This window comes from Curtobacterium sp. MCBA15_008, from assembly GCF_001865065.1.
GTDB lineage: Bacteria > Actinomycetota > Actinomycetes > Actinomycetales > Microbacteriaceae > Curtobacterium.
The window spans coordinates 15,683-39,753 of sequence record NZ_MJGN01000027.1; the positions used below are offsets into that span (position 1 = coordinate 15,683).

Sequence of the window (24,071 nt, forward strand, 5' to 3'; positions counted from 1 at the left end):
GTTGGCAAACCCCGCAGTCGCGGAACCGGAACGGTCGATCGGTCAGTAGTCGGGGCGGATCCACTCCGTCAGCGGCTCGAAGTGCACGGGCGGCAGGACCTCGTCCGGATCGACCGCGTGCACGCTGGTGACGACGGTGGCCTCGCCGTACTCCAGCGAGCGGCGGGCGATGCCGTCCCGCTCGTCGACCACCAGGGTCGTCCGTGTCGCCGGGTCGTCGCGGTGCTCGAAGGTCACCAGGATCGAGTGCCGCCCGACGTGCTGGACCAGCACAGGGTGGAAGCTCTCCGGGCCGCGCCCCCAGCGGAGCATCAACTCCGGCGCGGCCATCCGCACGACACCTTCGGCGACGGTGCTGTGCTCGAACGTGTCCTGGGCGGGCCCGTCCGAAATGTCCAGGACCCCGTCGCGGTACGAGATCGTCGGCTGGTCCGAACGGTCGAGGGTCCACCGCTGCCGGTGCTCGTCCAGGTCGAGCCGGAACTGCCAGTACTCCCGCGGTGAGACCTGGTGGACCCCCTCGATGACGTGCCGTCCGGACCTCCGCAGCGCGGCGACCTCTTCGGCGACCGCGGGACCGTCGGGGCGGGTGAGGACCTCGTCGAAGCGCATGGTCCCATCCTGCCGTCCAGCCCGGGGAGCCCGACGTGCGGCTCAGGCCATCCGCGTGGAGGCGATCCCGCCGTCGACGTCGATCGTGCCGCCGTTCACGAACGCCGCCTCGTCGGACACGACCCACCGCACCGCGCGGGCGACGTCCACCGGCTGGACCGGACGGCCCGCCGGGGTGCCCTTCGTCATCGCCGCCAGCACGTCCGCCGAGTCCGCGTTGCCCGGAGTCGACGTCGCGCCCGGAGCCACGGTCACGACGCGGATGCCGCTGTGCCCGTACTCCGCGGCCCAGGCACGGGTCAGCTGCTCGACCGCGGCCTTCGTCGCCGGGTAGAGCGCCATGAACGGCACGCCGACCCGCGCCATCCACGAGCCGATGTTCACGATGTTCCCGCCGCCGTGTGCCGCCATCGCCGGCGCGAGGGCGGCGACGAGGACGTGCGGGGCGCGGATGTTCGTCGCGAGCAGGGCGTCGACGGTGTCGTCCGACAGCGACTCGGTCGATCCGCCCGGGTACACGCCAGCGTTGTTCACGAGGACGTCGACGTGGCCGCCGAGCTGCTCGGTCGCGGCGGCCGCGAGTGCCCGGACCTCGTCGGCGCTGCCCGACAGGTCGGTGACGAGCGGGACAGCCCGACCGCCCTGGCGTTCGATGTCGGTCGCGACGGCACGCGTGCGGGCTTCGTCACGGCCGGCGACGGCGACGGTCATGCCGGCGGCGGCGAGCTCGCGGGCGATGGCCTCGCCGATGCCGCTGGAGGCCCCGGTCACGAGGGCGGTGCGGTGGGTGTCGTTCGGTGTGGTGGTCATGCTCCGATGCTCGTGCCGACGAGCGGCTCCGACCTTGCCCGGACCCACGAAGTCCGTGCCGGATCCCGCACCCGGCCCGGACGCAGGGCCTCGGCCGTCAGACCCCCTCGGTAGGTTGGCGGACGTGGACGACCTCACTGCGCAGCACCTCGACCGTGCCGCGGCGATCGCGACCGCCCACGCCGCCGTCCTCGGAACCGACCACCACGACGCGGCCGCACGCGCCGGGTCCGCGCACCGTGCCGACGCGCTCGGTCTCACCGTCTCGCGCGTGCTCGAGCCGACCGGCCTGTTCGACCGCCGGTACGTGCCGTCGTTGTCCGTCGTCCTCCGTGGCCGCAAGCGCTCGATCGTCGGGGACGACGACCAGGTCTGGGGTCGCGAGCGCTTCATCATCACCCCCGTCGACCTGCCCGTCGTCGCCGGGGTCGTCGAGACCGCCGGCAGCGACGGCTTCGTCTCCGCCGTCTGGCGCCTCGACCCGACGGTCGTCGGCGAGGTCGTGGCGTCGATGTCCGCGCCGACCGCACCGCCTCGCGGCGAGGCGCCCCGTCTCGGCACCTGGACCGAACCGCTCGCCGACGCCTTCGCACGACTGCTCGCCCTGCTCGACGCCCCGGAGGACGTGCCGGTGCTCTTCCCCCTCGTCTCGCGCGAGATCGTCCTCCGCCTGCTGCAGACCGAACAGGCACCGCGCATCACCGCTGCGCTCGACGGCTCCGGCACCTCGGTCGTCGCCGCCGCGACCGCCCTGCTCACCGGACGCATGGCCGAGCCGTGGTCGATGGACCGCCTCACCCGCGAGCTCCGGGTCAGCGAGTCCACCCTGTTCGCGCGCTTCAAGGAGGCGACCGGCATGACCCCCGCCCAGTACCTCAAGCGGACGCGGCTCGGCGAAGCACGCCGCCGGATGATCGTCCACGGCGACACCGCCGCACGCGCGGCCACGGCCGTCGGCTTCCGCAGTGCATCCCACTTCTCGCGGGACTACCGGGAGGCGTACGGGCGTCCGCCGGCGGCGGACGCCGTCGCGGCACGGGCGCAACTCGCCTTGGCGACCGCGGTGTAGCAGTGGAGACGGCCAACGGCGGACTGGAGGCGCGGGGCGGGCTGGTGCCGTGCCTCCAGGCCGTCAGTGGGTGCGCTGCACCCGCCTGTGAGGTTGCACGGAGCAACGCGCGGGTACACCGGAAGCATGCAGGTCGTCGGAGTTGAAGAGTTCGGGGGGCCCGAGGCCCTCGCCGTCCACGAGGTCCCGGAGCCGCACGCCGGTTCGGGGTCGGTGCGCATCCGGGTGCACGCGTTCGCGGTGAACCCGACCGACACCGGGGTGCGGGCCGGGCAGCGTGACTCGTCGCAGGCGTCGCCGCCGTACGTGCCGGGGATGGACGCTGCCGGGGTCATCGACGAGGTCGGGCCCGACGTGTCCGGGTGGTCGGTCGGTGACGAGGTCATGGCCATCGCGCTGCCGCTCAGCACGCACGGTGGGGCGTACGTGCAGGAGCTCGTCGCGCCGGTCGGGTCGTTCACGCGGGTGCCGCGGGGGACGTCGCTTTCCGCTGCTTCCACAGTGCCGATGAACGGGTTGACCGCGCTGCAGATCCTGTCGCGTGCGGCGCTGGCTCCGGGGCAGACGCTCGCCGTGACCGGGGCTGCGGGGCTGCTCGGGAACTACCTCGTGCAGCTCGCTCGTGCCGCGGGAGTGACCGTGATCGCCGATGCTGCTCCTGCCGACGAGGCGCTCGTGCGGTCGCTCGGGCCGGACCACATCGTGCCGCGAGGGGCGGGATTCGCGGACGCCGTCCGTTCGATCGTGCCGGGCGGGGTCGATGCGCTCGCCGATGCTGCGGTACAGCAGGCCTCGGTGGTGGGCGCCGTGCGGGACGGGGGAGCGTTCTTCAGTGTGCGGGGCTGGGAGGGCAACGGGGCTCGAGGGATCCGGTTCGTCAAGATCATGGTGTTCGAGGAGTACCGGTCGTTCGACAAGCTCGAGCAGTTGCGGCACGCGGTGGAGGGTGGGACGGTGACGCCGAGGGTGGCGGAGGTGTTGCAGGCTGCGCGGGCGGCGGAGGCGCATGAGCGGTTGGAGGCGGGTGGGACGCGGGGGCGGTTCGTGTTGACCTGGTAGATGCAGGTCAGGACGCTCCGGACGTCGGACCGAGGGTGAGTCCGCCGCCTTCAACCCGCGTCGCCAGGTACCAGCCGACCACTCGACGGAACATCGTCTGCTCGTCCACGGGCCGATCAACGAGGCCCGCGGCCTCCCACAAACCGTCCGCTGGGACGATGTCGCCGTCGAGCGCTTCGATCAGTTCCCAGTCCTCGAGGCGTTTGTCCTGCGCGAGGAAGCTGTGTCGCGCACGGATGAGGACGCCGTTGACGAAGGCCCCGAGCGCGCTGCCCGTGCCCGGCCGTTCGCTGCCGACCCCGCGGCTCCAGAGCCACTCGAGGGTCTCTGGTGCCGGGGCTTCGAGCGGGAGCGTGTCCGTCCGGTCGGGCCGCGCGAGGAGACCGACGTGGAAGACGTAGCGGTGGATCAACGCGGGATCGGTGGGACGGGCGCGCACCTTGTGCTCGTCCCAGAGATCGTCGATGACGTCGAGGGGCATCGCGGTCAAGGCGTCGGAGATCGCGATCTGAGCGCTGCGCCCGTGGGGGAGCTCCGCGAAGCGACCGAGTCCGAGGGCCGCGCGAGCTGCGGCCGTTGTGAACTGCATCAGTCGTTCGAGCTCGTCGCCCTCCGGGGCTCTGATCCCGGTGGCGTCGGACCAAGAGATCTGGATCAGCTGGTGGTCGTCGAGCATGGCTCAAGGGTAGCTATCGGGCCGCGTGATCGATCTCGTGATCTGTCAGGTGCTGCCGTGAGGTGCCGGCGTCTCGGGTGTCGCGATGCCGAGCGCGAGCACGGAGGAGAACAGGCCGGCGAGGCCTGCAGCCGCCGTCACGAACGGCATCGTGAACGAGGGCGCTTCGACGATCGACGCGATGGGGAGGCCGGCGAGGAACCCGACCGAGGCAGTGAGCAGGCCAGCGGTGAGCCCAGCGGCGGTGAGACCCAGGGCGTCGTCGATCACCCTCGAGAGCGCGTGGACTCGGCCCGCGACGCTCATACCGACGACGAAGCCGGCAGGGACCGCGAACAACGCGACGAGGATGAGGAGTGCAGAGTCCGGCGGCCACCAGTCGCGCTCGGTCACGGTCGGCTCGGTGACCGTCGGGTCAGCGACCCAGGCGAGGCGGATGATGCCGAAGGCCTCGAGCGCACCGAGGACGGCGCCGACCAGCAGGACGGCGGTTCACGGCCAGCGGGCTGGTGGTTGATCGTGTTCGCGGTGCATGTGTTCCCCCGAGGGGATCCTCGTGGGGGAACCTGGGTGGGACCGGGGCCCCGACGACTCACACGGGACGCATGCCGCGTCCCGCTTCGTATTCCCAACGCTTGCCGAGAGCGTCCGTGAAGGACATTGACACGAGGGTCCACTTCTCGGCGACGGTGAACGGCCGCATGCCGTGATCGCTGCGGACGAGTTCGGAACAGCTCGAGAGGAGTGCCCAAGCGCGTGCCTTGTGGGGCCGGTCCCTCGGGTGGATCCACTCCGAGTACGACTCGCCGGGTGGGCAGACCTTCGCGCTGAATTCGACTTCCTCGGAGCCGTTCATGATCGCCTTCGCTCGCACGTTGTGGATCACGGCGTCCGAAGCGTTCCGGACAACGAGCACGTTGCTCCAATGCGAGCGGTCCTCTGTGTCCTGGTTGGAGAACACGAACGACACCCACGCGCTGACGCGAGCTGCTTCGCGCTCGTCGCGATCGGCGCGAGCCGTCCGATCGGCGCGCCGTGCGATGACGAGGCTGTAGATCGAGATGACGAGTGTGATGGCGACGCCGAACCATGCGGCGAGAGCTTCGTTGCTCATGGAGATCCCCCTTGTGATCGTGGTGATGCAGAGGAGCGTACCGAAGTATTACCGTTGAGTACCACCGTCAGGCTTGTCGAGGATTATGCCGCCCCTTGTCCCCGGTGCTGGATCAGGAGCGAGGACGGTGCCCTTCATGGCTTCTCGGACGACTCATCGAAGCGAGGTCGTGTACCGGAGCCCAGCGGGCCCTGGAGTCGCCGTCGGGACGCTGCTGATCCTCGCGCCGATTGGAGCGATGGCACTCGCCGGGGCCGCGGTGAAGGGGTTCGACAGCGCATCGCTGATCGTGCTCGCCGTGGTGCTTTCAACCCTGATCTCGGCGATGGTGCTCGCTTCGCGCGCTGCGGCGTTCGTGCGGTGCTCGCGGGAGTTGGTGACGGTCGGCGTTGCGCCCTTCTGGAGATCACGACTGCTCCGTCGCGACATCGTCGAATTGGCAGTCGTCCGGGTCGATGCATACGCGGACTACGGCGGATGGGGCATTAAGGGCTCCGCTCGAAGCTCTCGTGGCCGGCTGTACTCGGTGGGTGGGACCGACACTGTGCAGATCGTGATGCGGGACGGGCGGAGGTACTTCGTCACGTTCAAGGACTCCGCGACGCCTGATCGCGTTTGCGGTGCGCTTCAGAGCGGCAGCTGAGAAAGGTCAGGCAGGCATGAATCGTCGCTCGAGCAATTGAGTCGTCGCTTCGACAGGAGTCGAACCGGCTGACTTGCGGAGGAGCGCTTCGAGGTTTCGCGGCCACAGCACGTGGATGCCATTCACAGTGAAGCTCCCGCCGAAGAGCGGCCAATCGGCGTCAACGAAACAGAGGGCGCCGAACACGGGTGCGCTGACCGTGGCACGGACGAGCTCCAACTGTCGCTGAACCCCTGCGACCAAGGTGGGTTTCTTCCGCCCGCCGACTGTCAGGTGCTCGACGCGTGGCCGGAACAGCCCGCCTTCCACTTGTAGCGACGGACGCCTGCCTTGGTACCGTTTCGAGTCGATCACCCACACCCCAGCTGGGGTGACAACGAGGTGATCGATGTTCGCGCGCGATCTGGGCACCCGGCGATCGTGGAGGACGCGCGTCGATTCGGTCGCCAGGCGATCGAGACGGGCTCCCACGGTTTCCTCTCCAACCGCTCCGGATCTCCAGGCCGCGGTGCTCTGACGCTCATCGCTGAGGGCGACCGCGACGTTCCCGAGACGACCCCACCGGTCTCTCAAGGCTGCTTCGTCCCTCGCCTTGCGTCCCTCGCCTTGCGTCGCTCGTGCTCGCGCCGCGCTGACGCTCCTGCACCCGTGGTCGGCGAGCCGTTCACTCCTTGTTCTTCTTCTTGAACAGTCCGGCAACGCGACCGCCGACTGCATCGGCAGCCCCGACGACGGAACCGCCGAGGTTCTTCACCGAAGTCAGCGCCTGCGGTTCGTCAGGCACCCCGTCGCCGTCGAGGTCGACGCTGCGGAACGCCTTGGAAATGCTTCCCGCCGCATTGGCCACACCGCCGCCGACAGCCCCGGCGGCGTCGCTGACCCAGGTACCGGTGGACTTCGCCGCCTCTTCCAGCGCTGCGAAGGCCCGACTTTCATTCTCGCCATCCGTGGCATCTGTTTTCAGCGGCACGGTGAGGTGATCAGGAAAGGACTCCGGTGCCTCCGGGAACGCCGTCCTCGAGGACTTGACGACGTCCCGTCCGAACACGAACCGCGCGACGCCTCCGGTGACGGCTCCGACGCCGTACTCGATCGTGGTTCGCTGCTTGCCGGTCAGGTTCTCGCGGACCGGATCGAGTTCGCCTGTCTGAATCGTCCGGATCAGGCTCTGTGCAGCACCGCCAGGGAGCGCATCGGAGAGCGTGCTCGCCCAGTGTGACCAGTCCTCGCGTCCCGACGCGATCCTCTGGCCGGTGGAGACCACGCTGTCCGACGAGATCTCCGCCACGTCGCTCGCCATGGTGGCGATCTGCTGCTGCGCGACGCGTTCATTTGTGAGCCCGTACACGAGAGCTTGCGCCTGGTCCTTGTCGAGGTCCATGCCGTGGATGTCGGCAACTGCGAGCCCGAAGACCGCGGTGATCTCGAACTGCAACTGCTGGTCGCCAGCAGGCAGGAGCTTCGCGACCGCACCCTGGGCGCCCGTCTTTGCGGCACTCTTCGCGAGGTTCTTCGCGGCGAGCTTCGCGGCCTCCTTACCGGTCCGCTTCGCAGCCTGGGCACCGATGCTCTTCGCGCCGGCGGCAGCGGGACCGACACCGGGGATCATCGCGATCGCGATGTCCGCAGCGATCGATCCGACTGAGATCGCTGCACCGGCAGTCGTGATCGACGTCGTGTAGTGCCGTTCGAGCAGCTGGATCACTTCTGCAGGCGAGGCCTCGGGATTGCGGTTCCGCACCCACTTCACGTACTTGCGCGCGATCGCGCGGCGACCGCTGACAGCCCGTGCGATGTCGACTGCTGCCTCGTCCGCGGGTACTTCCGCTTCGAGAGTGACTTCCGCAGTGGAGTTGTCAGTCATGGTCCTGCTTTCGCGCGCTCACGAGCCGCGGACACAGGGGTATCGTGTTGCGGTACCCCCGTGAGCCTGCCTGCTCTACCTCCTCCGAATCGTATGGGCCGGTTGCGACGCAGACAGCAGCCCAGAACGAGGGGTGCGGGTTCACGCACGGTCGTGCGGAATACGTCGGCCGCTTACTCAGATCCGCTGCCAGCCTCGGGACACTCGGTCGTCATGTAGGTCGAGCTCGTCCGCCTCGCGGGGGCTTGCGTGGGAGCTGCTGTGCGACAGACTTTGCTCGTGAGTCGACCAGAGAACCGAATGATCCGCCTCCGCGAGGCCCTGCGGTACCTCGATGATCACGACCGCGAGGGGCGGCGTCTCGAGGTCTGGCAGAACGTGCTGGCGGCGGTTCCGCTCGAGGGGGAGGAGCTCGAGCTCAACTCGAAGCGTCGACCACACGGCGAGTCCGATTTCCTCTGGGGAACGACGGCACTCGTCCACGCGGGCTTCCTGACGAAGCAGAACCGGGGCGAGTGGCACCTGACCGACGACGGGCGTGAAGCGGCTGCTCTCGATCTCGAAGAATTCACACGGATCCTCAACGAGCGCGAACGTGCCTTCCAGAGGGCGCAGCGCGATGATGTCGCGCTGCGCCTCGCGACGGAGATCGTTCCTCCCGATTGGCGAGCAGAAGTCATCCGCACCACGAGCGCGCTCTTCGTCGACCGAGGCCTTCGTCAGCTCGATTCCGTGTTCGCACCCGGCCGCGGTGTGTGGCGTGAAGAGACTGCGGTCGAGCTCGACCGCGTGTTCCTCAGTCGACCCGACATCGCCGGTGACGACTTCCTGACGAAGATCGGCGCGCAGTTCGCAGACGCGAGCGATGACGCAAAGCTCCTCATGGCCGAGCTGATCTGCTGGCAAGTCCTGCCGTTGCAGACGCCGGGCGAGCGGAAGAAACGCGAGCGCGTTCAGTCCCTACTGGATCTCATGGAACATCCCGTCACGATTCCGAACGAGGTCGACGAGGCATTCCGGTCGTGGTCGTTCAACCCTGGCCAGGCCCTCTCGGGAAGCCATACCTTCTCGGCTCTCTCCGTCGTCGTCCGCGCAGCGTCAGCTTGGATCGGTCTCAGTGATGAGGCTCGCGCTCGAGTTCTTGAGGACCCGTGGGCCTGGCGGGACGTGGTCACCGGGATCGAAGGCACGGCTCTTCCGATCCAGCGGAACGAGCTGCTGTTCCTCGTGCACCCGGGTGTTTTCGGCGAGGTCGTTTCGGCGGACAACCGTGACGCCATCCGTATCGCTTTCGCGGGCGAGGTCGAGGGCCAGATGGACGACGACCCCGACGCGGCGTTCCAACAGATCACGATCGCGCTGCAACAGAAGGCCAAGGGGCCCGCTCTGTACTACGCCGAGCCACTTGCGTCCCGATGGCAGGTCACGAGCCGCCCTGAACCGACGCCCGGTCCGGATCCTGAGCCGACCCCGCCGCGCGATGGTTTTCCGGATGCGAATCAGTCGCTGGTCGATTCGCTCCACATGCCGCTTCCGTGGCTACAGGACACCCTCGACCTCATCGAGCGCCGCAAACAGGTGATCCTCTACGGCCCTCCGGGCACCGGCAAGACCTTCCTGGCCCAAGCGCTCTCGAAGCACGTGACGGACGGCACCGACGGTGAGACCACCATCGTGCAGTTCCACCCGACGTACTCGTACGAGGACTTCTTCGAGGGCTTCCGCCCCGTCGCCAACGACGACAGCGGCAACCTCGCCTTCACTCTTCGGAAGGGCCCACTCCGGCGCCTCGCTGATGCGGCTGCGGCCAACCCTGAGGCGAACTACTTCCTGGTCATCGACGAGATCAACCGCGGCAACATCGCGAAGGTGTTCGGTGAGCTCTACTTCCTGCTCGAGTACCGGGACAGCGAGATCTCCCTGCTCTACAGCGACGAGCCGTTCACCCTGCCGAGCAACATCTTCGTCATCGGCACGATGAACACCGCCGATCGCTCGATCGCGATGCTGGACGCCGCGATGCGGCGCCGCTTCGCGTTCATCGAACTGCACCCGGAACGCGCGCCCGTGCAGAACGTGTTGTCGCGCTGGGCGGCGACCAAGGGCCTCCAGGACGACCGTGCCGAGCTGCTGACGCGACTCAACGCGCAGATCCGGGACCACGATGCCAAGGTCGGGCCGTCGTTCCTGATGCGCGATCTCGACGGGACCGGTCTGCAGGACGTGTGGCGGTACGAGATCCTGCCGCTCCTGGCGGAGCACCACTACGGCGAAGGCGTCGACCTGGAGGCGCGGTACGGCCTGGCAACGCTGCGTCGCCAGGCGACGCGCGACTCTGCGGACGGGGCCGAAGGTGCTTCCGTCGACGATTGAGCTGCGGGAAGCGGACCAGCCGGTGGTGCACCGATTGCCGCGGGCGGTCGCCGTCGGGCTCGCGTCGGCGAACATCGCGACCGTTGCTCCCACGCTCGGTGCTGACGAGTACCGCGTGAGTGGTGTCCGGAAGGTCGGCGTCGTGCGGATCGCCGGGCACACGGTGTGGTTGAAGCCGAAGACGCCGGTGCGGCGGCTGTTCGCGATGCTCGGGTACGCCCGTGCCGGGAGTGCGATCTGGACCGAGGACGACTTCGGGTTCGAGGAGGACGAGGACCTCGTGCCGGCGTTGGCGCACGCGTTCGTGCGGCAGGCCTCGCGGGCGTTGGCCGGAGGACCGCTCCGCGGGTACGTCAGGCGCGAGGACGCGCTGCCGCTCGTGCGCGGGCGGTGGCGGATTGGCGACCAGCTGACGCGGCGGGGTGGGCAGCCGCTGCCGGTCGAGGTGTCGTTCGACGATTACGTGGAGGACATCGCCGAGAACCAGGTGCTGCTGTCCGCTGCGACACGGTTACTCCGGTTGCCGGGTGTGCCGGCCGATGTGCTCGGGGCGCTGCGGCGGATCGTGCGGGTGCTCGATGGGGTGTCGGTGATCTCGGTCGGGGCGCCGGAGCCGGTCGTCCGGCCGGATCGACGGAACGCGCGGTACTCATCGGCGTTGGCTCTGGCGTCCCTCGTGTTGTCAGGGTCGTCGGTCGAGCAACGCGCCGGGGCGGTCGTCGCGTCGGGATTCCTCGTCGACATGTGGTCGGTGTTCGAGGACTTCGTCTCGGCCGCTCTGCGCGAGGCGTTCAAGCCCTATGGGGGAGTGCTCGTGTCGCAGTACCAGTCGACGCTCGACGTCGAGGGGACGGTGAAGATCGCGCCGGACCTCGTGTGGCTCGTCGACGGGGAGGTCCGGGCGTGCATCGACGTGAAGTACAAGGTGGAAAAGCACGGGCAGTACCCGAACGCTGACCTGTACCAGATGGCGGCGTACTGCAGGAGGCTTGGGTTGGGGGATGGGCATCTCGTCTACGCGGCGGGAGAGTCAGAAGCGCGGCAGATCGAGGTGATCGACGGTCCTCTGATCAATCAGCATGCACTGGATCTCAGCCGTTCGATGGCGGCAGTAGCTCAACAGTTATCGTCGTTCGTTCGACAGGGTCTGCGTAGCGAGAGCGTTTGACTGACCGACCGACCGTGCGCTCGTCTCGTTGTCGTGAGCCGCGCTGCTAGCGTCGCAGCATGGCGGATGAGGGGCTGCGCGACGAGTTACGGGCTTTCGTCGACGAACGCGACTGGGGTCAGTTCCACAGTCAGGAGAACCTTTCGAAGAGTATCTCGATCGAGGCGGCGGAGCTGCTCGAGTGCTTCCAGTGGAAAGCCGAGGCCGACGAGTCGCGCGTGCGGAGCGAGCTTGCTGACGTGCTCACGTACTGCTTCCTCCTCGCGGACCGCCTCGGCACGTCGCCGGAGACCCTGATCCGCGAGAAGCTCGCGGCCACCAAGGCCAAGTACCCGGTGGAACGATCGCGAGGGCGGAGCACGAAGTATGACCAGCTTTGACATCGAGCGGCTCCCGTTCACCCGAGACCACCTTCGGTCGTGGCAAGCGCATGATCGTCGCTTCATCAACTGGCCAGTGGTCTACATCCTGGACGACGGGAAGCGGGTGTACGTCGGCGAGACTCTGAATACCGCCGCGCGGATGCGGCAGCATCTCGAGTCAGCCGAGCGCAAGACGTTGAAGGCGGTTCGGCTCGTCCTCGACGACACATTCAACAAGTCAGTATGCCTCGACCTCGAGTCGCAGCTCATCGCCTTGCTCGCGGCGGACGAGAAGTTCACTGTTCTGAATAGCAACAAGGGCATCGTCGATGCCGATTACTTCGATCGGCCAAGGTACCGCGACACCTTCAAACAAATATTCGATGCACTCCGCGAGCAGCAGGTATTTACTCGCAGCCTGCCCGAGATCGAGAACCGCGATCTCTTCAAGCTCTCACCCTTCAAGGCCTTGAACCGTGACCAGGCGATCGCGATGGAGGACATCCTCGAGGGCCTGTTCGACGACTGGAACGCCGAGGCAGCGACTCCGATCACCGTGCAAGGGGATCCCGGCACCGGCAAGACTATCGTCGCCGTCTACTTACTCAAGCTCCTCCGAGACCTCGCACAGGGCAAGGGGCTTGACGATCTCGAGAGCGACGCGCTCTTCTCCGACTTCTTCACCGAAGACAACCACCGTCTTCTCGATGGCTCGCGGCTCGGCCTCGTCGTTCCGCAGCGGGCGTTGCGGGCATCCCTCAAGCGCGTGTTCGCAAAGACGCCCGGTCTCGACAAGACGATGGTGCTGACTCCGTTCGAAGTCGGGAAGAGCGATGAGTGCTGGGACCTGCTGGTTGTCGATGAGTCTCATCGCCTCAACCACCGCGCGAACCAAGCGTCCGGGATGCAGAACAAGAGCTTCGGGGAGATCAACGAGAAGTTGTTCGGCGCCGACGCCGATCACCTGACACAAGTGGACTGGATCCGGAAGCAGAGCCGGCACCAGATCTTCCTGATCGATTCGCATCAGAGCGTGCGTCCCGCCGACCTTCCGCAAGCGACGCAGAAGGCGCTCATCGATGAGAGTGAAGCCGCGGATCGCCGCTACCGACTCTTCACGCAGATGCGCGTGCAGGGTGGGGCGGACTACGTGTCCTTCGCACGAGCGCTCCTGGGCGACAAACCGCGCGAGCGTGAGGACTTCGGCACCTACGATGTGCGGTTCTTCGACGACCTCGGCGAGATGCACGACGCAATCCGAGCCCGCGACGCTCAAGTCGGGCTCTCCCGTCTCGTTGCCGGGTACGCCTGGGAATGGAGAAGCAAGAACGACTCGGCCGCGATCGACATCGAAATCGACGGTCGCAAGCTGCAGTGGAACCAGACCCAGACCGACTGGATCACCTCACCGGGGGCGGTGGAGCAGGTCGGATCGATCCACACCGTGCAGGGGTATGACCTCAACTACGCGGGCGTCGTCATCGGGCCGGACGTGCGGTTCGAGCAAGAGACGCAGCGTGTTGTCTTCAACCGATCGAACTACTTCGACAAGAAGGGTATGGAGAACAACCCGAGGCTCGGGATCGAGTACTCGGATGAGGACGTCCTCCGCTTCGTGACGAACGTGTACGCGGTCCTGATGACGCGCGGGGTACTCGGCACCTACCTGTACGTGGTCGACCCGGCGCTGCGGGAGCACTTGCGCGCGATCATCCAGGCGCGCTGAGCCGTCCCCGAGTAACGGCCCTGATTCCCGCTCGTCTCACGCGAAATCGTGCTTGGGCTGCTGCAGACCTTGTACGCGCCGCGGCTCACCGCCGTCCTCGAAGGGAGCGGCACGTCCGTCGTAGCCGGTGTGACTTCGCTGTTGAACCGGAGGATGGACGAGCCGTGATCGATGTCGCCGCTCGCGGAGACGCTGCGGGGTTGAGCACGCCCGTCTTGTTCGCCTGGTTCATGGAGGCGACCGGGGATGAAGCCGACGCAGTCGGGGGAGGCACGGCAGGAATGGTCGCGCACGGGGGTGCGTGCCGGGCAGCGGGACAGCTCGCAGGCCTCACCGCCGTACGTGCCGGGGATGGACGCCGCTGGCGTCATCGACGAGGTCGGGCCCGACGTCACCGGGTGGCAGGTCGGCGACGAGGTCATGGCGATGGCGTTGCCGCTCAGCGCCCACGGTGGCGCCTACGTGCAGGAGCTCGTCGCGCCGGTGGGGTCGTACACGCGGATCCCTCGCGGGACGTCGATCGAGGCTGCGGCGACCGTGCCGATGAACGGGCTGACGGAGTTGCAGATCCTGTCGCACGCCTCGCTCGCGCCGGGGCAGACGCTCGCCGTGACCGGGGCCGCTGGGCTGCTCGGGAACTACGTGGTGCAGCTGGCGAAGGCCGCCGGGCTGACCGTGATCGCGGATGCTGCTCCGGCGGACGAAGCACTCGTCCGGTCGCTCGGGCCGGACCACGTGGTGCCGCGAGGTGCTTCCTTCGCCTCCGCTGTTCGTGAGCTCGTGCCGGACGGGGTCGACGCGCTCGCCGATGCTGCCGTGCAGCGCGACGAGGTCGTCGACGCCGTTCGGGACGGGGGAGTCTTCTTCGACGTGCGTGGGTGGCAAGGCAACGGGGCTCGTGGCATCGAATTCGTGCAGGTGATGGTGTTCTCCGAGTACCGGTCGTTCGACAAGCTCGAGCAGCTGCGGCACGCGGTGGAGAGCGGGACGTTGACGCCGCGGGTGGCCGAGGTATTGCCGGCTGCGCGGGCTGTGGAGGCACATGAGCGGTTGGAGGCCGGGGGGACGCGGGGGCGGTTCGTGTTGACTTGGCGAGTTGATGACGTGGTGATGGACGGGAGGCGCGGTGCCGGTTGGTGCCGTGCCTTCCGTCCGTCAGTCGGCCGCTGCTACTGCTCGACTTTTGTCGGGAGACCCTTCAAGGGCTCACTCGCCTGGAGTCGAGGACTTCCGCGAGCGGAAGAGGCCAACGACCTTGCCGCCCACCGCATCAGCAGCTCCGGCCACCCGGCCGCCGACCTGCTTGGCCGCAGTGAGCGCCTGCGCTTCGTCGGGCACCCCGTCGCCGTCCAGATCGACTCGCCGGAAGACCCGCGTAGCGGTGCTCGCGGCACCAGAAACACCCGTACCGACTGCTCCAGCAGCCCCACTCACCCAACTACCGGTCGACCGCGCAGCATCTTCCAACGCTGCCAGAGCACGGCTCTCGGAAGCCGCATCTTCGGAGTCCGTATCAGCTGAGATCGTGAGGTGTTCTGGGAACGTCTCCGGCGCTTCGGGGAAAGCGGTGCGGGATGACTTCACGACGTCGCGGCCGAACACGACGGGCTGCTCCGCCCGTCACCGCGCCGACGCCATACTCGACGGTTGCGCGCTGCTTGCCGGTCATCCCCTCGCGGATCGGGTCGAGCTCGCCGGTCTGGATCGTGCGGACGAGGCTCTGGGCGGCGCCACCCGGCAACGCGTTGGACAGCGTCGAGGCCCAGTGGGACCAATCGTCCCGGCCAGCAGCGATTGCCTGACCTGTACTTACGGTGCCGCCAGCCGAAACCTCGGCGACGTCGTTCGCCATCGCGGCGATCTGCAGCTGGCTCACCCGCTCATTCGTGAGGCCGAGGATCAGTGCCTGCGCCTGGTCATTGTCGAGGTCCATGTCGTGGAGGTCGGCAAGCGCGAGACCGAAGACTGCCGTGATCTCGAACTGCAGCTGCAGGTCTCCGGCAGGAAGTAGTCGTGCCGCTGCGCCCCGAGCGCCGGTCTGAGCGGCGTTCTTTGCGAGGTTCTTGGCGGCCACCTTCATGGCGCCCTTCGTGCCGGCCTTCGCTGCTTGCGCGCCCGCGCTCTTCGCGCCGGCGACGGCCGGGCCGGCAACAGGAATCGAGGCGATGCGGATGTCCGCTGCGATCGATCCCACCGTGATCGCGGCCCCTGCCGTCGTGAGTGACGTCGTGTAGTGGCGTTCGAGCATCTGGACGATGTCTGCGGGAGTGGCCGAAGGGTTTCGACGGCGGAGCCACTTCACGTACTGCCGGGCGAGGGCACGACGGCCGGTCACGGCCTTCGCGATGTTCCGAGTCACGCCTTCCTCGGGGACCTCGGCTTCGAGGGTCACGTCGGCAGCGTCGGGTTCGGTCATCTTCAGTTGTCCTCTTGCGTGAGCCGCGCTCGGGTACGCGGTGTTGGTCGACATCGTCGCATGAACCGCGGACGTCGCGATACGCCGTGGTGACGGCTCACGCTGTGAGGACGCGAGCCGCGGCGCCCTTTGAAGAAACAGGGCGACCGAAGCAGGCGAGGTGCCACTCTCGATTTCTGACTGTGTTGACCTGGCACGGGTGGGGCGGAACGCTGCGGATCTTGACTCAAGGTCAGTCCGCCGCCCTCCACTTGCGTCGCCAGGTACATGCGGGCATCGCGACGAAACATGGTCTGCTTGTCGACCGGCCGATCATCGAGGCTAGCTGCTTCCCACAGCCCGCCGGCGGGGACCATGTCGCCGCGCGTGTTTGGATCAGTTCCCGGTCCTTGAGGCGCTGTTCCTCGCGAGCAAGCTTTCACGCGCACGAAGGAGAACGCTGTCCACGACAACTCCGAACGCGCTGCTGATTCCGGGTCGTCCGCTGGTGACGCCGCGACCCCCGAGCCATTCGAGGTCTCGGCTCCCAGGGCATCGAGCGGGAGCGTGTAGGTCCGGTCGAGCTGTGGCCGGCTAAGAAGGCACAGGCTGCGCAGGTAGCGGTGGGTCGCCGCAGGATCTGAGGGGCGCGCACACGGGGCTCGTCCCGGCGGCCGACGATGACTTCTAGGGGCATCGCGACTAGTGCGTCGGACATCGCGATCTCCGCGGTGCGCTCTGGGGAGCTGCGCGAAGCGACCGAGTGCGAGGCCAGCGCGAGCAGCCCGGACGTCAACTCCGCCGGACGGTGGAGGCCGTCGCCCTCCGGGAATCGGGGTCGCTCGACCGAGAGGCCAAGATCAGCCGGCGGCGATCGAGCGCGTGTCGAGGGAGGTTCTATGACTACTCGCTCGAACCAGCCGCTCGGCGGGGGAAAACACGTTTCATCGATCGGCACCGCCGGAGGGTGGCATGGACAGGTACGGGTCCGAGGTCTTCGGGGGCCTCACGTCCGAGGACATGGTGCTTGACCGTCGCTCCCTCCCGTTCGCGTATTCGAACTTCCGAAGACGGATAGCCATCGACGGTCGACCACCTTGTCCGGACGTTGAGGCGCGCTACGGCCCCGCCGGACCGGCTGGCGCGTTCGGAGACACGGATGGAGGGTCCCGAACAACTCCTCGCGTCCCGAGTCCTATCGATAATTCGACATCGGGCCGCGCACCATCATGACCTGGAAGTGCGCTGCTAGAGTCGGTGCCCAGGACAACTGACGGTAGGACTGTGGGGCGTACGTGGAACTATTAGATGACAAGCTCGTTACGCGAGATCTCTTGTTGGACCCGGAGAATCCAAGACTCCCGGAAGACCTGGTCGGCAAGAGCCAGTCCGCGATGCTTGAGTATCTCGTCGAGAACGACGTACTCGAGGAGATTGCAGAGTCGATCTTTCTGAACGGCTTCTTCCCGAACGAGCCGTTGATTGTCCTCCCACCCGACGAGCGGGGTGCCCGCATTGTGGTCGAAGGCAATCGACGACTGGCGACGCTTCAAATTATTCTGCAGTCTCCGGATGCGCAGGAAGTAGGTGCGAAGTTTGATCTCGACTTCAGCCCGACTCAACTCGCGGCGCTCGAGGAAGTCCCGGCGTACGAAGTCGCTAATCGACGGGAGTTGGCTTCCTATCTCGGATTCCGGCACATCAACGGTATCCGCACTTGGGGTGCTAGCGAGAAAGCTAGATACGTCTCGCAGCAGATCCGGGATGCCGAGAAGCTCGGCGAAGACGATCCGTTCTATGTAGTCGGGCGCATGGTGGGCGGTAATGCCCGCGGAACGAGAACCAACTACGTTGGGTATCAGCTCTTGAAGAGCGCGGAGCAAGAAATAGACAATCCGCGTAGTGTCGACTACATTTTCCGCCATCGATTCGCCGTGTGGTTAAGAGTGCTTAATGCCAAGGGTGCTTCGGACCTCCTTCGTATTGATAGGGAAGCAAGGTCGCTTTCCGAGGTCGACCGCAGCATCAAAAGTGCAGATTATGAGATCGTTTCAGAAGTTATCTCGGATCTCTCTCCGGGTGAGGGTGGTACCCCGCCTCTGCTGGCCGACAGTCGCGATGCCGTCGACTACGTATCGATTCTCGCGGACAGCCAAGCGCGACGACTACTCCGCGATACCCGCAACCTAACGCTGGCGAAGTCGATTCTGAACGACGAATCCTTGGTTCAGCGCGCAAAGGAACTACTCTCCCAAGTCGAGGCACTGCAGGAGCAGAATAAGGATCGAGACACGTTCACCAGCGAGGAATTCGGAGCCGTCAGGAGCCTCCATTCCGCCGCTCGTGTGTTGTTGGCAATGGTGCAAATATCTGCCCCCGAAGAGGCCTGAGTAATGCGTTCGGGGGTTCTAGGCCTGGATATCGACGCCTATGGGGCGGAAGGGCAAGCCGCGGCGCTGGCGGATTTCATGGAGGCGGCGGCTCTGCGTAGGCAGTCCGTCACTTTTTCCGGTCTGGAAGAAGCAATTAAGGACCACGGCTGGGGCGAGATCGACAACGGTCTCTTCATCACGGGTGACGAGCAGATGGATCGCGCGATGCAATGGCCGGACCGAGTGCGATCGTTGATTATGCAGCGCGCAAGCATCCTCGGCGCGAATTATCCGTTCCGAATCAGAGCGAATGCATTGCAGCTCAAAGCGCGGCACACCCGCAAGCATTCCAGCTACGAACGTCTCTTAATTCTTACCATCGCGCATTCGTGGGGCTATTCGGGAAAGCCGCGACCCGACGTATTATTCGAGAGGTTAGTAGTTGGGGCGTTGAAAAACGCCGGCTTTAGGTCCGCAGGGATTGGAACAGGGACCCGAGCGTCGAAGCGTTTCGAGAACGCCTTGGCAGAGGCGGGCAGACAGGTTGGTATATCGACGATGTCGTCGCCTAGTCCAGTGAGGCGTTCGGCGAAGGATGAGAAAGTAGACGTTTTGTCCGTCGTAAACTGGCGCGATCCGCGGCCCGGTCGCATTTCGCTTATCACTCAAGCTACCGTTGGCAAGTCGGGTTCCTGGATGAGAAAGCTGAAGGAACCCGAGCCTCCGAAGTGGAAAAACTATCTGCTGGAAAAAATGGCACCGTTGAGCGCACTCGCAGTTCCCCATCACGTTGATGATCGCCATCTGACTGACCTGCTCGCGGTCGAGCGCGGAACAGTTCTGGATCGGCTAAGGCTTGCACCTCTTCTCGGCGAAGTTGTCGATGGAGAACCGGACATGCGTGCGTGGTTCGACCGACTGGATATCGAGTTATGACACGGAATCTTTTCGAAAATCTGCTTCACGAACTGGAGCGGGCACTTCTAATCCAAAGTCAATCTGGAATCCTACTCGAGCCGACTTCAGATAGCCTCCAAGGTCACGTCCGCTCGATTATGCAGACAGGATCCGCTCCTAACACCGCAATGCTTTTCGCGATTCTCGGCGGCACCATCGCCGAACCGCATCTCGATCCCGGTTCGCTCCAGCTTTCAGCGGGCATCGACAGACGCGGTCAAGCCATGTCAGTTGCCGAGGCTCTCACGGTATTCCGTGGGCGCCACGGATTCACTTTCAAGGTGTCACGCGACGCGGGGGTCTCGAATCAATGGCGTCGGCCTCGTATAGACTCAGATTGGCTTGCCAGTCGTCGAAAGGGTGACTCCGGCGCCCTAGCCTTCTTCGGGCTCGTTGAGGGACTCCGGAACTTGAATGCAGTCGCGAGAGGGTTAACATCGCAGCGTCTGCTGGAGTTTGGAGCGCGGCTTTTTGCGGAGCGGGCGCTCCAAGGTAGGTTGGACTACCCGCGCTTCAAATGTTCTCCAGCGATTGCAATGAGCCTCGTCAGGTCTTTCCTCGAGCGTGCGCCTGAACGACCGGACGCAATGGAAGCGATCGTGACGGTCGCGGCGCGAACGTTCAGCGAGCAATTCGGTACGCACCCCACAATAATCCGAAGAGATATAAATTCGCCAGATCCCATTGATGTGCTCATCGAGTCGGCCGAGAAAATCCCATTTGGTGGCATAGAAGTTACTGACGATTACATCCGCTTAGCGAAGCTTCAGCATGAAGTGGTTCCGGCGATGCTCTCGCTCGGGCTAGACAGAGCGACGGTAGTCTCTCGGGGCATTTATGGACCCGAGCAAAGCGAGATTGAGTCGTTCCTGAGTCGAGCCTTAATGCGATTCGATCAACGCATCGACCTCGTGACTATCGACGTCATAGAAGCCTGGCTAAACTTCCCCGCCGCGGAGCGGGATGTCGCTACAGACTTCGTTTGGGCGGTTGCGGCGGAGCTCGACAAATACTCGACCGACGCTAATCGGCGGGCTTGGTTTGGAGTGCTGACTTCCTATGCCGACTCCGTTTAGTTTGCGTACCAAACTTCAGTCGTCGAGCTTCAACGAGGCTGACAGCTGTGAAGGGTGGTTATGCGTGAAGCGAGCGACTAAAACGCAAATCTAGGCCCTCCGCATTCCTGCAAAGTGCCGGCTGGCGGCTAGTGGGAAGGGTTAGTCGTTGTTAGTTGTGGCCAATCGAGCGGATCATTGCTAACGCTGCTGCGTAAGCCAAGCGCGGTGGCACCGCGTTTCCAATTTGCTTGTATTGAGCCGATCGGGATCCGTGCCACTTCATTCCCACTGGGAACGTTTGAATTGCCGCAGCTTCCTCAACGGTGAGCCTTCGAAGGTGCGAAGGTGGTTCGGAGGCAGCCGGTCCGAGTCCGTTGCTCCAGAGTGAATCATGGTAATCAACGACCCAAGACCTACCTTCATGATTTGTCACAACGTTTTGATCGATGATGGGGGTCTTGTTTCCTCCCATCGAGGCAGCAAGTGTGCCTGCAGGTGCGTCCAAATTGAGAGGACGCCCGGCGCCATTGAAAAGCATGCCAGCGTAAGGCGACCTCCTCAGGACTGGTGCCTTCGCCAAGGTAATCTTTGCCGCGCACTTCGAGTCGTTTCCTGGCGCTCCATACGGAGGGAGCGTCGCGAGAGCGTGTCGAACGGTGGGCGGGGCGTCCTGCGTAGTCGGTGCCGGCGCCTCAGGCGTCCCGACGTCCCGACGGACTCCGATGAGGAACATGCGTTCGCGGGCCTGAGGGACTCCGAAATGCGACGCGTTTGCGAGGGTAAGGAGTGTGTTATATCCCATGTCTTCAGCCCGCGCGATTAGGGCATCACGTATCGCAGCCCATCGGCGGTTCGAGTAGAGTGCCTTCACATTCTCAAGCAAGAAAGCTTTAGGCTGCACTCGCTCGACAATGTCTAGGAAGTGAAAGACATGCTTCGAGCGCTCATCATTCGGGTTCATCTTTCCGGCGACACTAAAACCCTGACAAGGCGGCCCGCCGATCACTAGATCCGCAGACCCCTCGGCGGGAAGTTGCTCGTCGGGTAAATTGAGGAGGTCGCCGACGTGTTCCTCGTAAGTGATTCCTTGAAGGTGCGGTCGACTGTCGGCCAGTCGTTTGAGTGCGTCGCGATGCGAATCCATCGCAAAGGGATCCAATTCGCTAACCCAGGTCGGGGTGAATCCCGCCAGAGCAAAGCCCGTGTCGAGGCCGCCCGCACCCGCGTAGAGAGAAACGAAAGTTCCGATACGCTCAGGGACGGCTTCGATGTCGGCGTATCCATCGGTAACAGTTCGAGCGGTCGACATCAGCATCCTCGTGTTACTCCTCTGACGGCACAAAAATTTGTTAGTTCGTGCGGCTGACGCTAGTGCCGGCCTCTGACACTCCACGTCGCGTTGATTCACGCCAGCTCCAGCATATGCGCCGTTGAGGCCCCGGCTGGTCGCCAAGGTCAGCGGCGTCGGGGGTGAAGCGAGCCGGAAGATGGTCCGCAAGTGATCGCCGCTCCGGCCGCCACCGCTCCGACTTCGTCCACCTCCCTCATGGACCTGCCGCCTTGGCTGTCTGTGCGCCTCAGGCAGTGGCAGCCGCGAAGGTGGCGCACGTTCGCGCAACGCAAGTGCGCTCGAACCGCGGCGAAGCGCGGCTCGGGGTGACTTGCGTTGTGCGGGGGGTGGCGGTCGAGGCGACCGCCTGCCGGGCCGGAGGCGCGGGGCGGGGGCGAGCCGCGCCTCCAGGCCGGGTGGGTGGGGCGTGCGGTCAGCGGTGCTGTGCCATCTCGCGTGCGGTGTCGATGTAGCGGCGGGCGCCGCGGAGCTTGCGCTGCCAGACGAGCGAGATGACGGCGGCGACGATCAGGAGGATGCTGCAGGTGGCCCGGCTGAACACGATGTCGAAGACACTGTCGGCGAACAGGCGATCGAGTTGTGGGCCGACGATGCCCGCGTACAGCAGCAGGAACTGCGCCCAGACGATCGGTCCGTACACGAGCATCACGCGGGCGTAGACGAACGCGCGGTACGCCAGTTCGGAGTCACTCGGGACGATCGGACGGCCGGCGCTGACGGACTTCCGGAGGGAGCGACTGGCCTCGCGGGGGAGCGACTGCAGCGGGACGCGGAGGTGTGCGGCCAGGACGGTCGTCGTCCACATGAGCGAGAAGGCTCCGGCGAGACCCGCGACGGCCATTGCCCAGCCGACGACCTGGACGGCACGGCCCACCGCGTCGTCGTGGGGGATGAACCATCCGAGGACCCCGCCGGCGACGAGCCCACCGAGGACGACGACGAGCGTCCGTCGTCGAGCGCGGCGTGCGCGGGCTTCGAGCTCCTCCATGCCTGTCACCCTAGGCGGCGCGGCGACGGCGTAGCAGCTGCGCGATCGGACCCTGGAGCAGCAGGAGCAGCACCCAGTACAGGCCGACCGAGGGGACGAGGAGCGCCAGGACGAGGGCGAGGACCATCAGGCCCACGGCGACGAAGCCCTTCGACGGGTCGCGGAGCGGGGTCGACAGCAGCTCCGGCCTGCGGCGGAGTTCGTACTCGATCGCGGTCAGGGACAGGCTCGTCAGGACCATCGTGCCGATGTAGAGGCCGTGCGAGACTCGGTCGTCGTCGCCTCCGGTGTCGAGCAGGTTCGCGGCGAACGGCAGGAACACGATGCTGATCAGCCACACGAAGTTCAGCCGCATCACCTGCGGGTTGTAGGAGCGGACGTGCTCGAAGACCTGGTGGTGCAGGGTCCAGAAGCGCGCGATCACCCAGAACGTGACGAGGAACTCGAGCAGCGCCGGCCAGTTCTGCCGGAGCAGGTCCCCGGCGGTCTCGTCGCGGCTCAGCTCGCCGGCGAGGTCGACCAGCGGGAGGATGAGGATCGTGATCGCGATGGCGACCGTCGCGTCGGAGAAGTTCACGAGGCGGTCGAGGCCGCGGTCGGTGCGTGCCTGCTCGGTCTGCTCGCTCATGGGCTGAGTGTAGGAGGCCCGTAGCATCGGGAGCGTGAGCTTCGACGTGACGCCCGGCCGGTACCGACATTTCAAGGGCGGGGAGTACGAGGTGGTCCTGCTGGCCAAGGACGTCGAGACCGAGAAACCGGTCGTCGTCTACCAGGCGCTGTACGGGGAGCGCGGGCACTGGGTGCGCTCGCTCGCCGACTTCACGGAGCACGTCACGCGCGACGGGTACGACGGGCCGCGGTTCGTGCCGATCGTCGACGGCGCCGGCGCCGGCGACGCGCGACCGGCGCCCTCGCGGTGATCGAGCTCCAGCAGCACCGGTCCGCGTGGGCGGACGACTTCCGCTCCGAAGCCGAGCGCCTCCGTTCCGCGCTGGCGGGCAAGGTGACGGCGCTGGAACACATCGGGAGCACCGCCGTGCCCGGCCTGGTGGCGAAGCCGGTCATCGACCTGGCGGCGAGGGCGGCCGAGGATGTGGACGTCCTCGCACTCGGCCCGACCGTCGAAGCGCTCGGCTACGAGCAGCACCGAGCCGGGCCGAAGAACCACGGCGTGTACGTGCGCTCGACCGGGACTGCCCGCACGCACATCCTGCACGTCCTCCGCGCCGACGAGTGGGAGCACTGCAACCAGCGGCTCTTCCGTGACGCCCTGCTCCGCGACCCGGACGCGCGAGCCCGGTACGGAGCGGCGAAGGAGGCGCTCGCCGCGGCGGAGGACGGGCGCGCCTACACGGCCGGCAAGCGAGCGGTCGTCGAGGAGATCCTCAACGAGGAAAGGGCTCGTCGAGGTCTGCCGCCGACGTCGGCCTGGGACAAGTGATGCACCAGGACAGCGTCGCTGTCGGCGGGCGGC

General features: G+C 65.9%; 24 protein-coding genes and 1 pseudogene. 14 read left to right on the top strand and 11 right to left on the bottom strand.

The features are described from left to right. Positions 1 to 42: 42 nt before the first annotated feature. Both BIU96_RS19880 and BIU96_RS12330 read right to left on the bottom strand, forming a co-directional pair. Entirely contained in the window at positions 43 to 612 is a 570-nt protein-coding gene (locus tag BIU96_RS19880; protein WP_071292918.1) for a hypothetical protein, read from the bottom strand. A gap of 42 nt (positions 613 to 654) precedes the next feature. Continuing rightward, a complete protein-coding gene (locus tag BIU96_RS12330; protein ID WP_071292919.1) occupies positions 655 to 1,422 on the bottom strand; it encodes an SDR family NAD(P)-dependent oxidoreductase in 768 nt (255 codons plus the stop codon). Positions 1,423 to 1,546: 124 nt separating this feature from the next. Between BIU96_RS12330 and BIU96_RS12335 the strand changes: the two genes are divergently transcribed. Together BIU96_RS12335 and BIU96_RS12340 are read left to right on the top strand one after the other, a co-directional pair. Next, on the top strand, positions 1,547 to 2,491 hold the full coding sequence (locus tag BIU96_RS12335) for an AraC family transcriptional regulator (protein ID WP_071292920.1): 945 nt from the start codon (positions 1,547 to 1,549) through the stop codon (positions 2,489 to 2,491). A gap of 126 nt (positions 2,492 to 2,617) precedes the next feature. Next, positions 2,618 to 3,550, top strand: a complete 933-nt coding sequence (locus BIU96_RS12340; protein ID WP_071292921.1) for an NADP-dependent oxidoreductase — start codon at positions 2,618 to 2,620, stop codon at positions 3,548 to 3,550. A 7-nt stretch (positions 3,551 to 3,557) separates the two neighbouring features. Here BIU96_RS12340 and BIU96_RS12345 read toward each other — a convergent pair whose 3' ends face one another. From BIU96_RS12345 to BIU96_RS12355, 3 genes are all read right to left on the bottom strand, one after another. Next, complete coding sequence (locus BIU96_RS12345; RefSeq protein WP_071292922.1) at positions 3,558 to 4,226, bottom strand: hypothetical protein; 669 nt, start codon at positions 4,224 to 4,226, stop codon at positions 3,558 to 3,560. 45 nt (positions 4,227 to 4,271) lie between these two features. After that, positions 4,272 to 4,619 carry a hypothetical protein gene (locus tag BIU96_RS12350; RefSeq protein ID WP_071292923.1) on the bottom strand — a complete coding sequence of 116 codons (348 nt, stop codon included), beginning with the start codon at positions 4,617 to 4,619 and terminating at the stop codon, positions 4,272 to 4,274. A gap of 199 nt (positions 4,620 to 4,818) precedes the next feature. Beyond that, positions 4,819 to 5,340, bottom strand: a complete 522-nt coding sequence (locus BIU96_RS12355) for a hypothetical protein (RefSeq protein ID WP_071292924.1) — start codon at positions 5,338 to 5,340, stop codon at positions 4,819 to 4,821. A gap of 136 nt (positions 5,341 to 5,476) precedes the next feature. Here BIU96_RS12355 and BIU96_RS12360 point away from each other — a divergent pair, with 136 nt between their 5' ends. Further along, positions 5,477 to 5,983, top strand: a complete 507-nt coding sequence (locus BIU96_RS12360; RefSeq protein ID WP_139200003.1) for a hypothetical protein — start codon at positions 5,477 to 5,479, stop codon at positions 5,981 to 5,983. 6 nt (positions 5,984 to 5,989) lie between these two features. Here the strand turns inward: BIU96_RS12360 and BIU96_RS19060 are convergent, their stop codons facing one another. Both BIU96_RS19060 and BIU96_RS12365 read right to left on the bottom strand, forming a co-directional pair. After that, positions 5,990 to 6,454 carry a nuclease-related domain-containing protein gene (locus tag BIU96_RS19060; RefSeq protein ID WP_254786130.1) on the bottom strand — a complete coding sequence of 155 codons (465 nt, stop codon included), beginning with the start codon at positions 6,452 to 6,454 and terminating at the stop codon, positions 5,990 to 5,992. A 193-nt stretch (positions 6,455 to 6,647) separates the two neighbouring features. Next, positions 6,648 to 7,847, bottom strand: a complete 1,200-nt coding sequence (locus tag BIU96_RS12365) for a hypothetical protein (RefSeq protein ID WP_071292926.1) — start codon at positions 7,845 to 7,847, stop codon at positions 6,648 to 6,650. A 300-nt stretch (positions 7,848 to 8,147) separates the two neighbouring features. Between BIU96_RS12365 and BIU96_RS12370 the strand changes: the two genes are divergently transcribed. The 6 genes and pseudogenes from BIU96_RS12370 (at position 8,148) to BIU96_RS20270 (ending at position 14,997) form a co-directional block, all read left to right on the top strand. Next, positions 8,148 to 10,220 (top strand): McrB family protein, encoded by a 2,073-nt coding sequence (locus tag BIU96_RS12370; protein WP_071292927.1) that lies wholly within the window; start codon positions 8,148 to 8,150, stop codon positions 10,218 to 10,220. Then, complete coding sequence (locus tag BIU96_RS12375) at positions 10,201 to 11,388, top strand: McrC family protein (protein ID WP_083402876.1); 1,188 nt, start codon at positions 10,201 to 10,203, stop codon at positions 11,386 to 11,388. Before BIU96_RS12370 ends, BIU96_RS12375 begins: the two co-directional genes overlap by 20 nt. A gap of 59 nt (positions 11,389 to 11,447) precedes the next feature. Beyond that, positions 11,448 to 11,768, top strand: a complete 321-nt coding sequence (locus tag BIU96_RS12380; protein ID WP_071292928.1) for a nucleotide pyrophosphohydrolase — start codon at positions 11,448 to 11,450, stop codon at positions 11,766 to 11,768. Between the two features lie 76 nt (positions 11,769 to 11,844). After that, the gene (locus BIU96_RS12385; protein WP_368072976.1) at positions 11,845 to 13,476 is read left to right on the top strand and encodes a DNA/RNA helicase domain-containing protein; all 1,632 of its coding nucleotides are present in this window, start codon (positions 11,845 to 11,847) and stop codon (positions 13,474 to 13,476) included. A gap of 246 nt (positions 13,477 to 13,722) precedes the next feature. Then, a pseudogene (locus BIU96_RS20415) lies at positions 13,723 to 13,896 on the top strand (alcohol dehydrogenase catalytic domain-containing protein); the annotation flags it as partial. A gap of 6 nt (positions 13,897 to 13,902) precedes the next feature. Beyond that, a complete protein-coding gene (locus BIU96_RS20270; protein WP_254786136.1) occupies positions 13,903 to 14,997 on the top strand; it encodes a zinc-binding dehydrogenase in 1,095 nt (364 codons plus the stop codon). Here BIU96_RS20270 and BIU96_RS12395 read toward each other — a convergent pair. Beyond that, entirely contained in the window at positions 14,990 to 15,892 is a 903-nt protein-coding gene (locus BIU96_RS12395; protein WP_254786131.1) for a hypothetical protein, read from the bottom strand. The genes BIU96_RS20270 and BIU96_RS12395 overlap by 8 nt on opposite strands. Before the next feature lie 1,274 nt (positions 15,893 to 17,166). On the opposite strand from BIU96_RS12395, the gene BIU96_RS19475 reads away from it, so the two are divergent. The 3 genes from BIU96_RS19475 to BIU96_RS12405 all read left to right on the top strand — a co-directional run bounded on the left by BIU96_RS19475 (position 17,167) and on the right by BIU96_RS12405 (position 20,276). Next, positions 17,167 to 18,261 carry a hypothetical protein gene (locus tag BIU96_RS19475; RefSeq protein ID WP_139200005.1) on the top strand — a complete coding sequence of 365 codons (1,095 nt, stop codon included), beginning with the start codon at positions 17,167 to 17,169 and terminating at the stop codon, positions 18,259 to 18,261. Between the two features lie 3 nt (positions 18,262 to 18,264). Beyond that, positions 18,265 to 19,179, top strand: a complete 915-nt coding sequence (locus BIU96_RS19480; RefSeq protein WP_139200007.1) for a hypothetical protein — start codon at positions 18,265 to 18,267, stop codon at positions 19,177 to 19,179. Positions 19,180 to 19,787: 608 nt separating this feature from the next. Beyond that, complete coding sequence (locus BIU96_RS12405) at positions 19,788 to 20,276, top strand: hypothetical protein (protein ID WP_139200009.1); 489 nt, start codon at positions 19,788 to 19,790, stop codon at positions 20,274 to 20,276. A 151-nt stretch (positions 20,277 to 20,427) separates the two neighbouring features. Here BIU96_RS12405 and BIU96_RS20505 read toward each other — a convergent pair whose 3' ends face one another. The 3 genes from BIU96_RS20505 to BIU96_RS12415 all read right to left on the bottom strand — a co-directional run bounded on the left by BIU96_RS20505 (position 20,428) and on the right by BIU96_RS12415 (position 23,225). Beyond that, entirely contained in the window at positions 20,428 to 21,573 is a 1,146-nt protein-coding gene (locus BIU96_RS20505) for a DNA cytosine methyltransferase (RefSeq protein ID WP_368072977.1), read from the bottom strand. A gap of 448 nt (positions 21,574 to 22,021) precedes the next feature. Next, complete coding sequence (locus BIU96_RS12410; protein WP_071292932.1) at positions 22,022 to 22,597, bottom strand: hypothetical protein; 576 nt, start codon at positions 22,595 to 22,597, stop codon at positions 22,022 to 22,024. 10 nt (positions 22,598 to 22,607) lie between these two features. Further along, complete coding sequence (locus BIU96_RS12415) at positions 22,608 to 23,225, bottom strand: TMEM175 family protein (RefSeq protein ID WP_071292933.1); 618 nt, start codon at positions 23,223 to 23,225, stop codon at positions 22,608 to 22,610. 34 nt (positions 23,226 to 23,259) lie between these two features. Here BIU96_RS12415 and BIU96_RS12420 point away from each other — a divergent pair, with 34 nt between their 5' ends. Together BIU96_RS12420 and BIU96_RS12425 are read left to right on the top strand one after the other, a co-directional pair. Continuing rightward, a complete protein-coding gene (locus tag BIU96_RS12420; protein WP_254786132.1) occupies positions 23,260 to 23,517 on the top strand; it encodes a DUF1653 domain-containing protein in 258 nt (85 codons plus the stop codon). Then, positions 23,514 to 24,038: a GrpB family protein gene (locus BIU96_RS12425; RefSeq protein ID WP_071292934.1), complete on the top strand. Its 525-nt coding sequence runs from the start codon at positions 23,514 to 23,516 to the stop codon at positions 24,036 to 24,038. The genes BIU96_RS12420 and BIU96_RS12425 overlap by 4 nt, the downstream gene beginning before the upstream one ends. Positions 24,039 to 24,071: the final 33 nt, after the last annotated feature.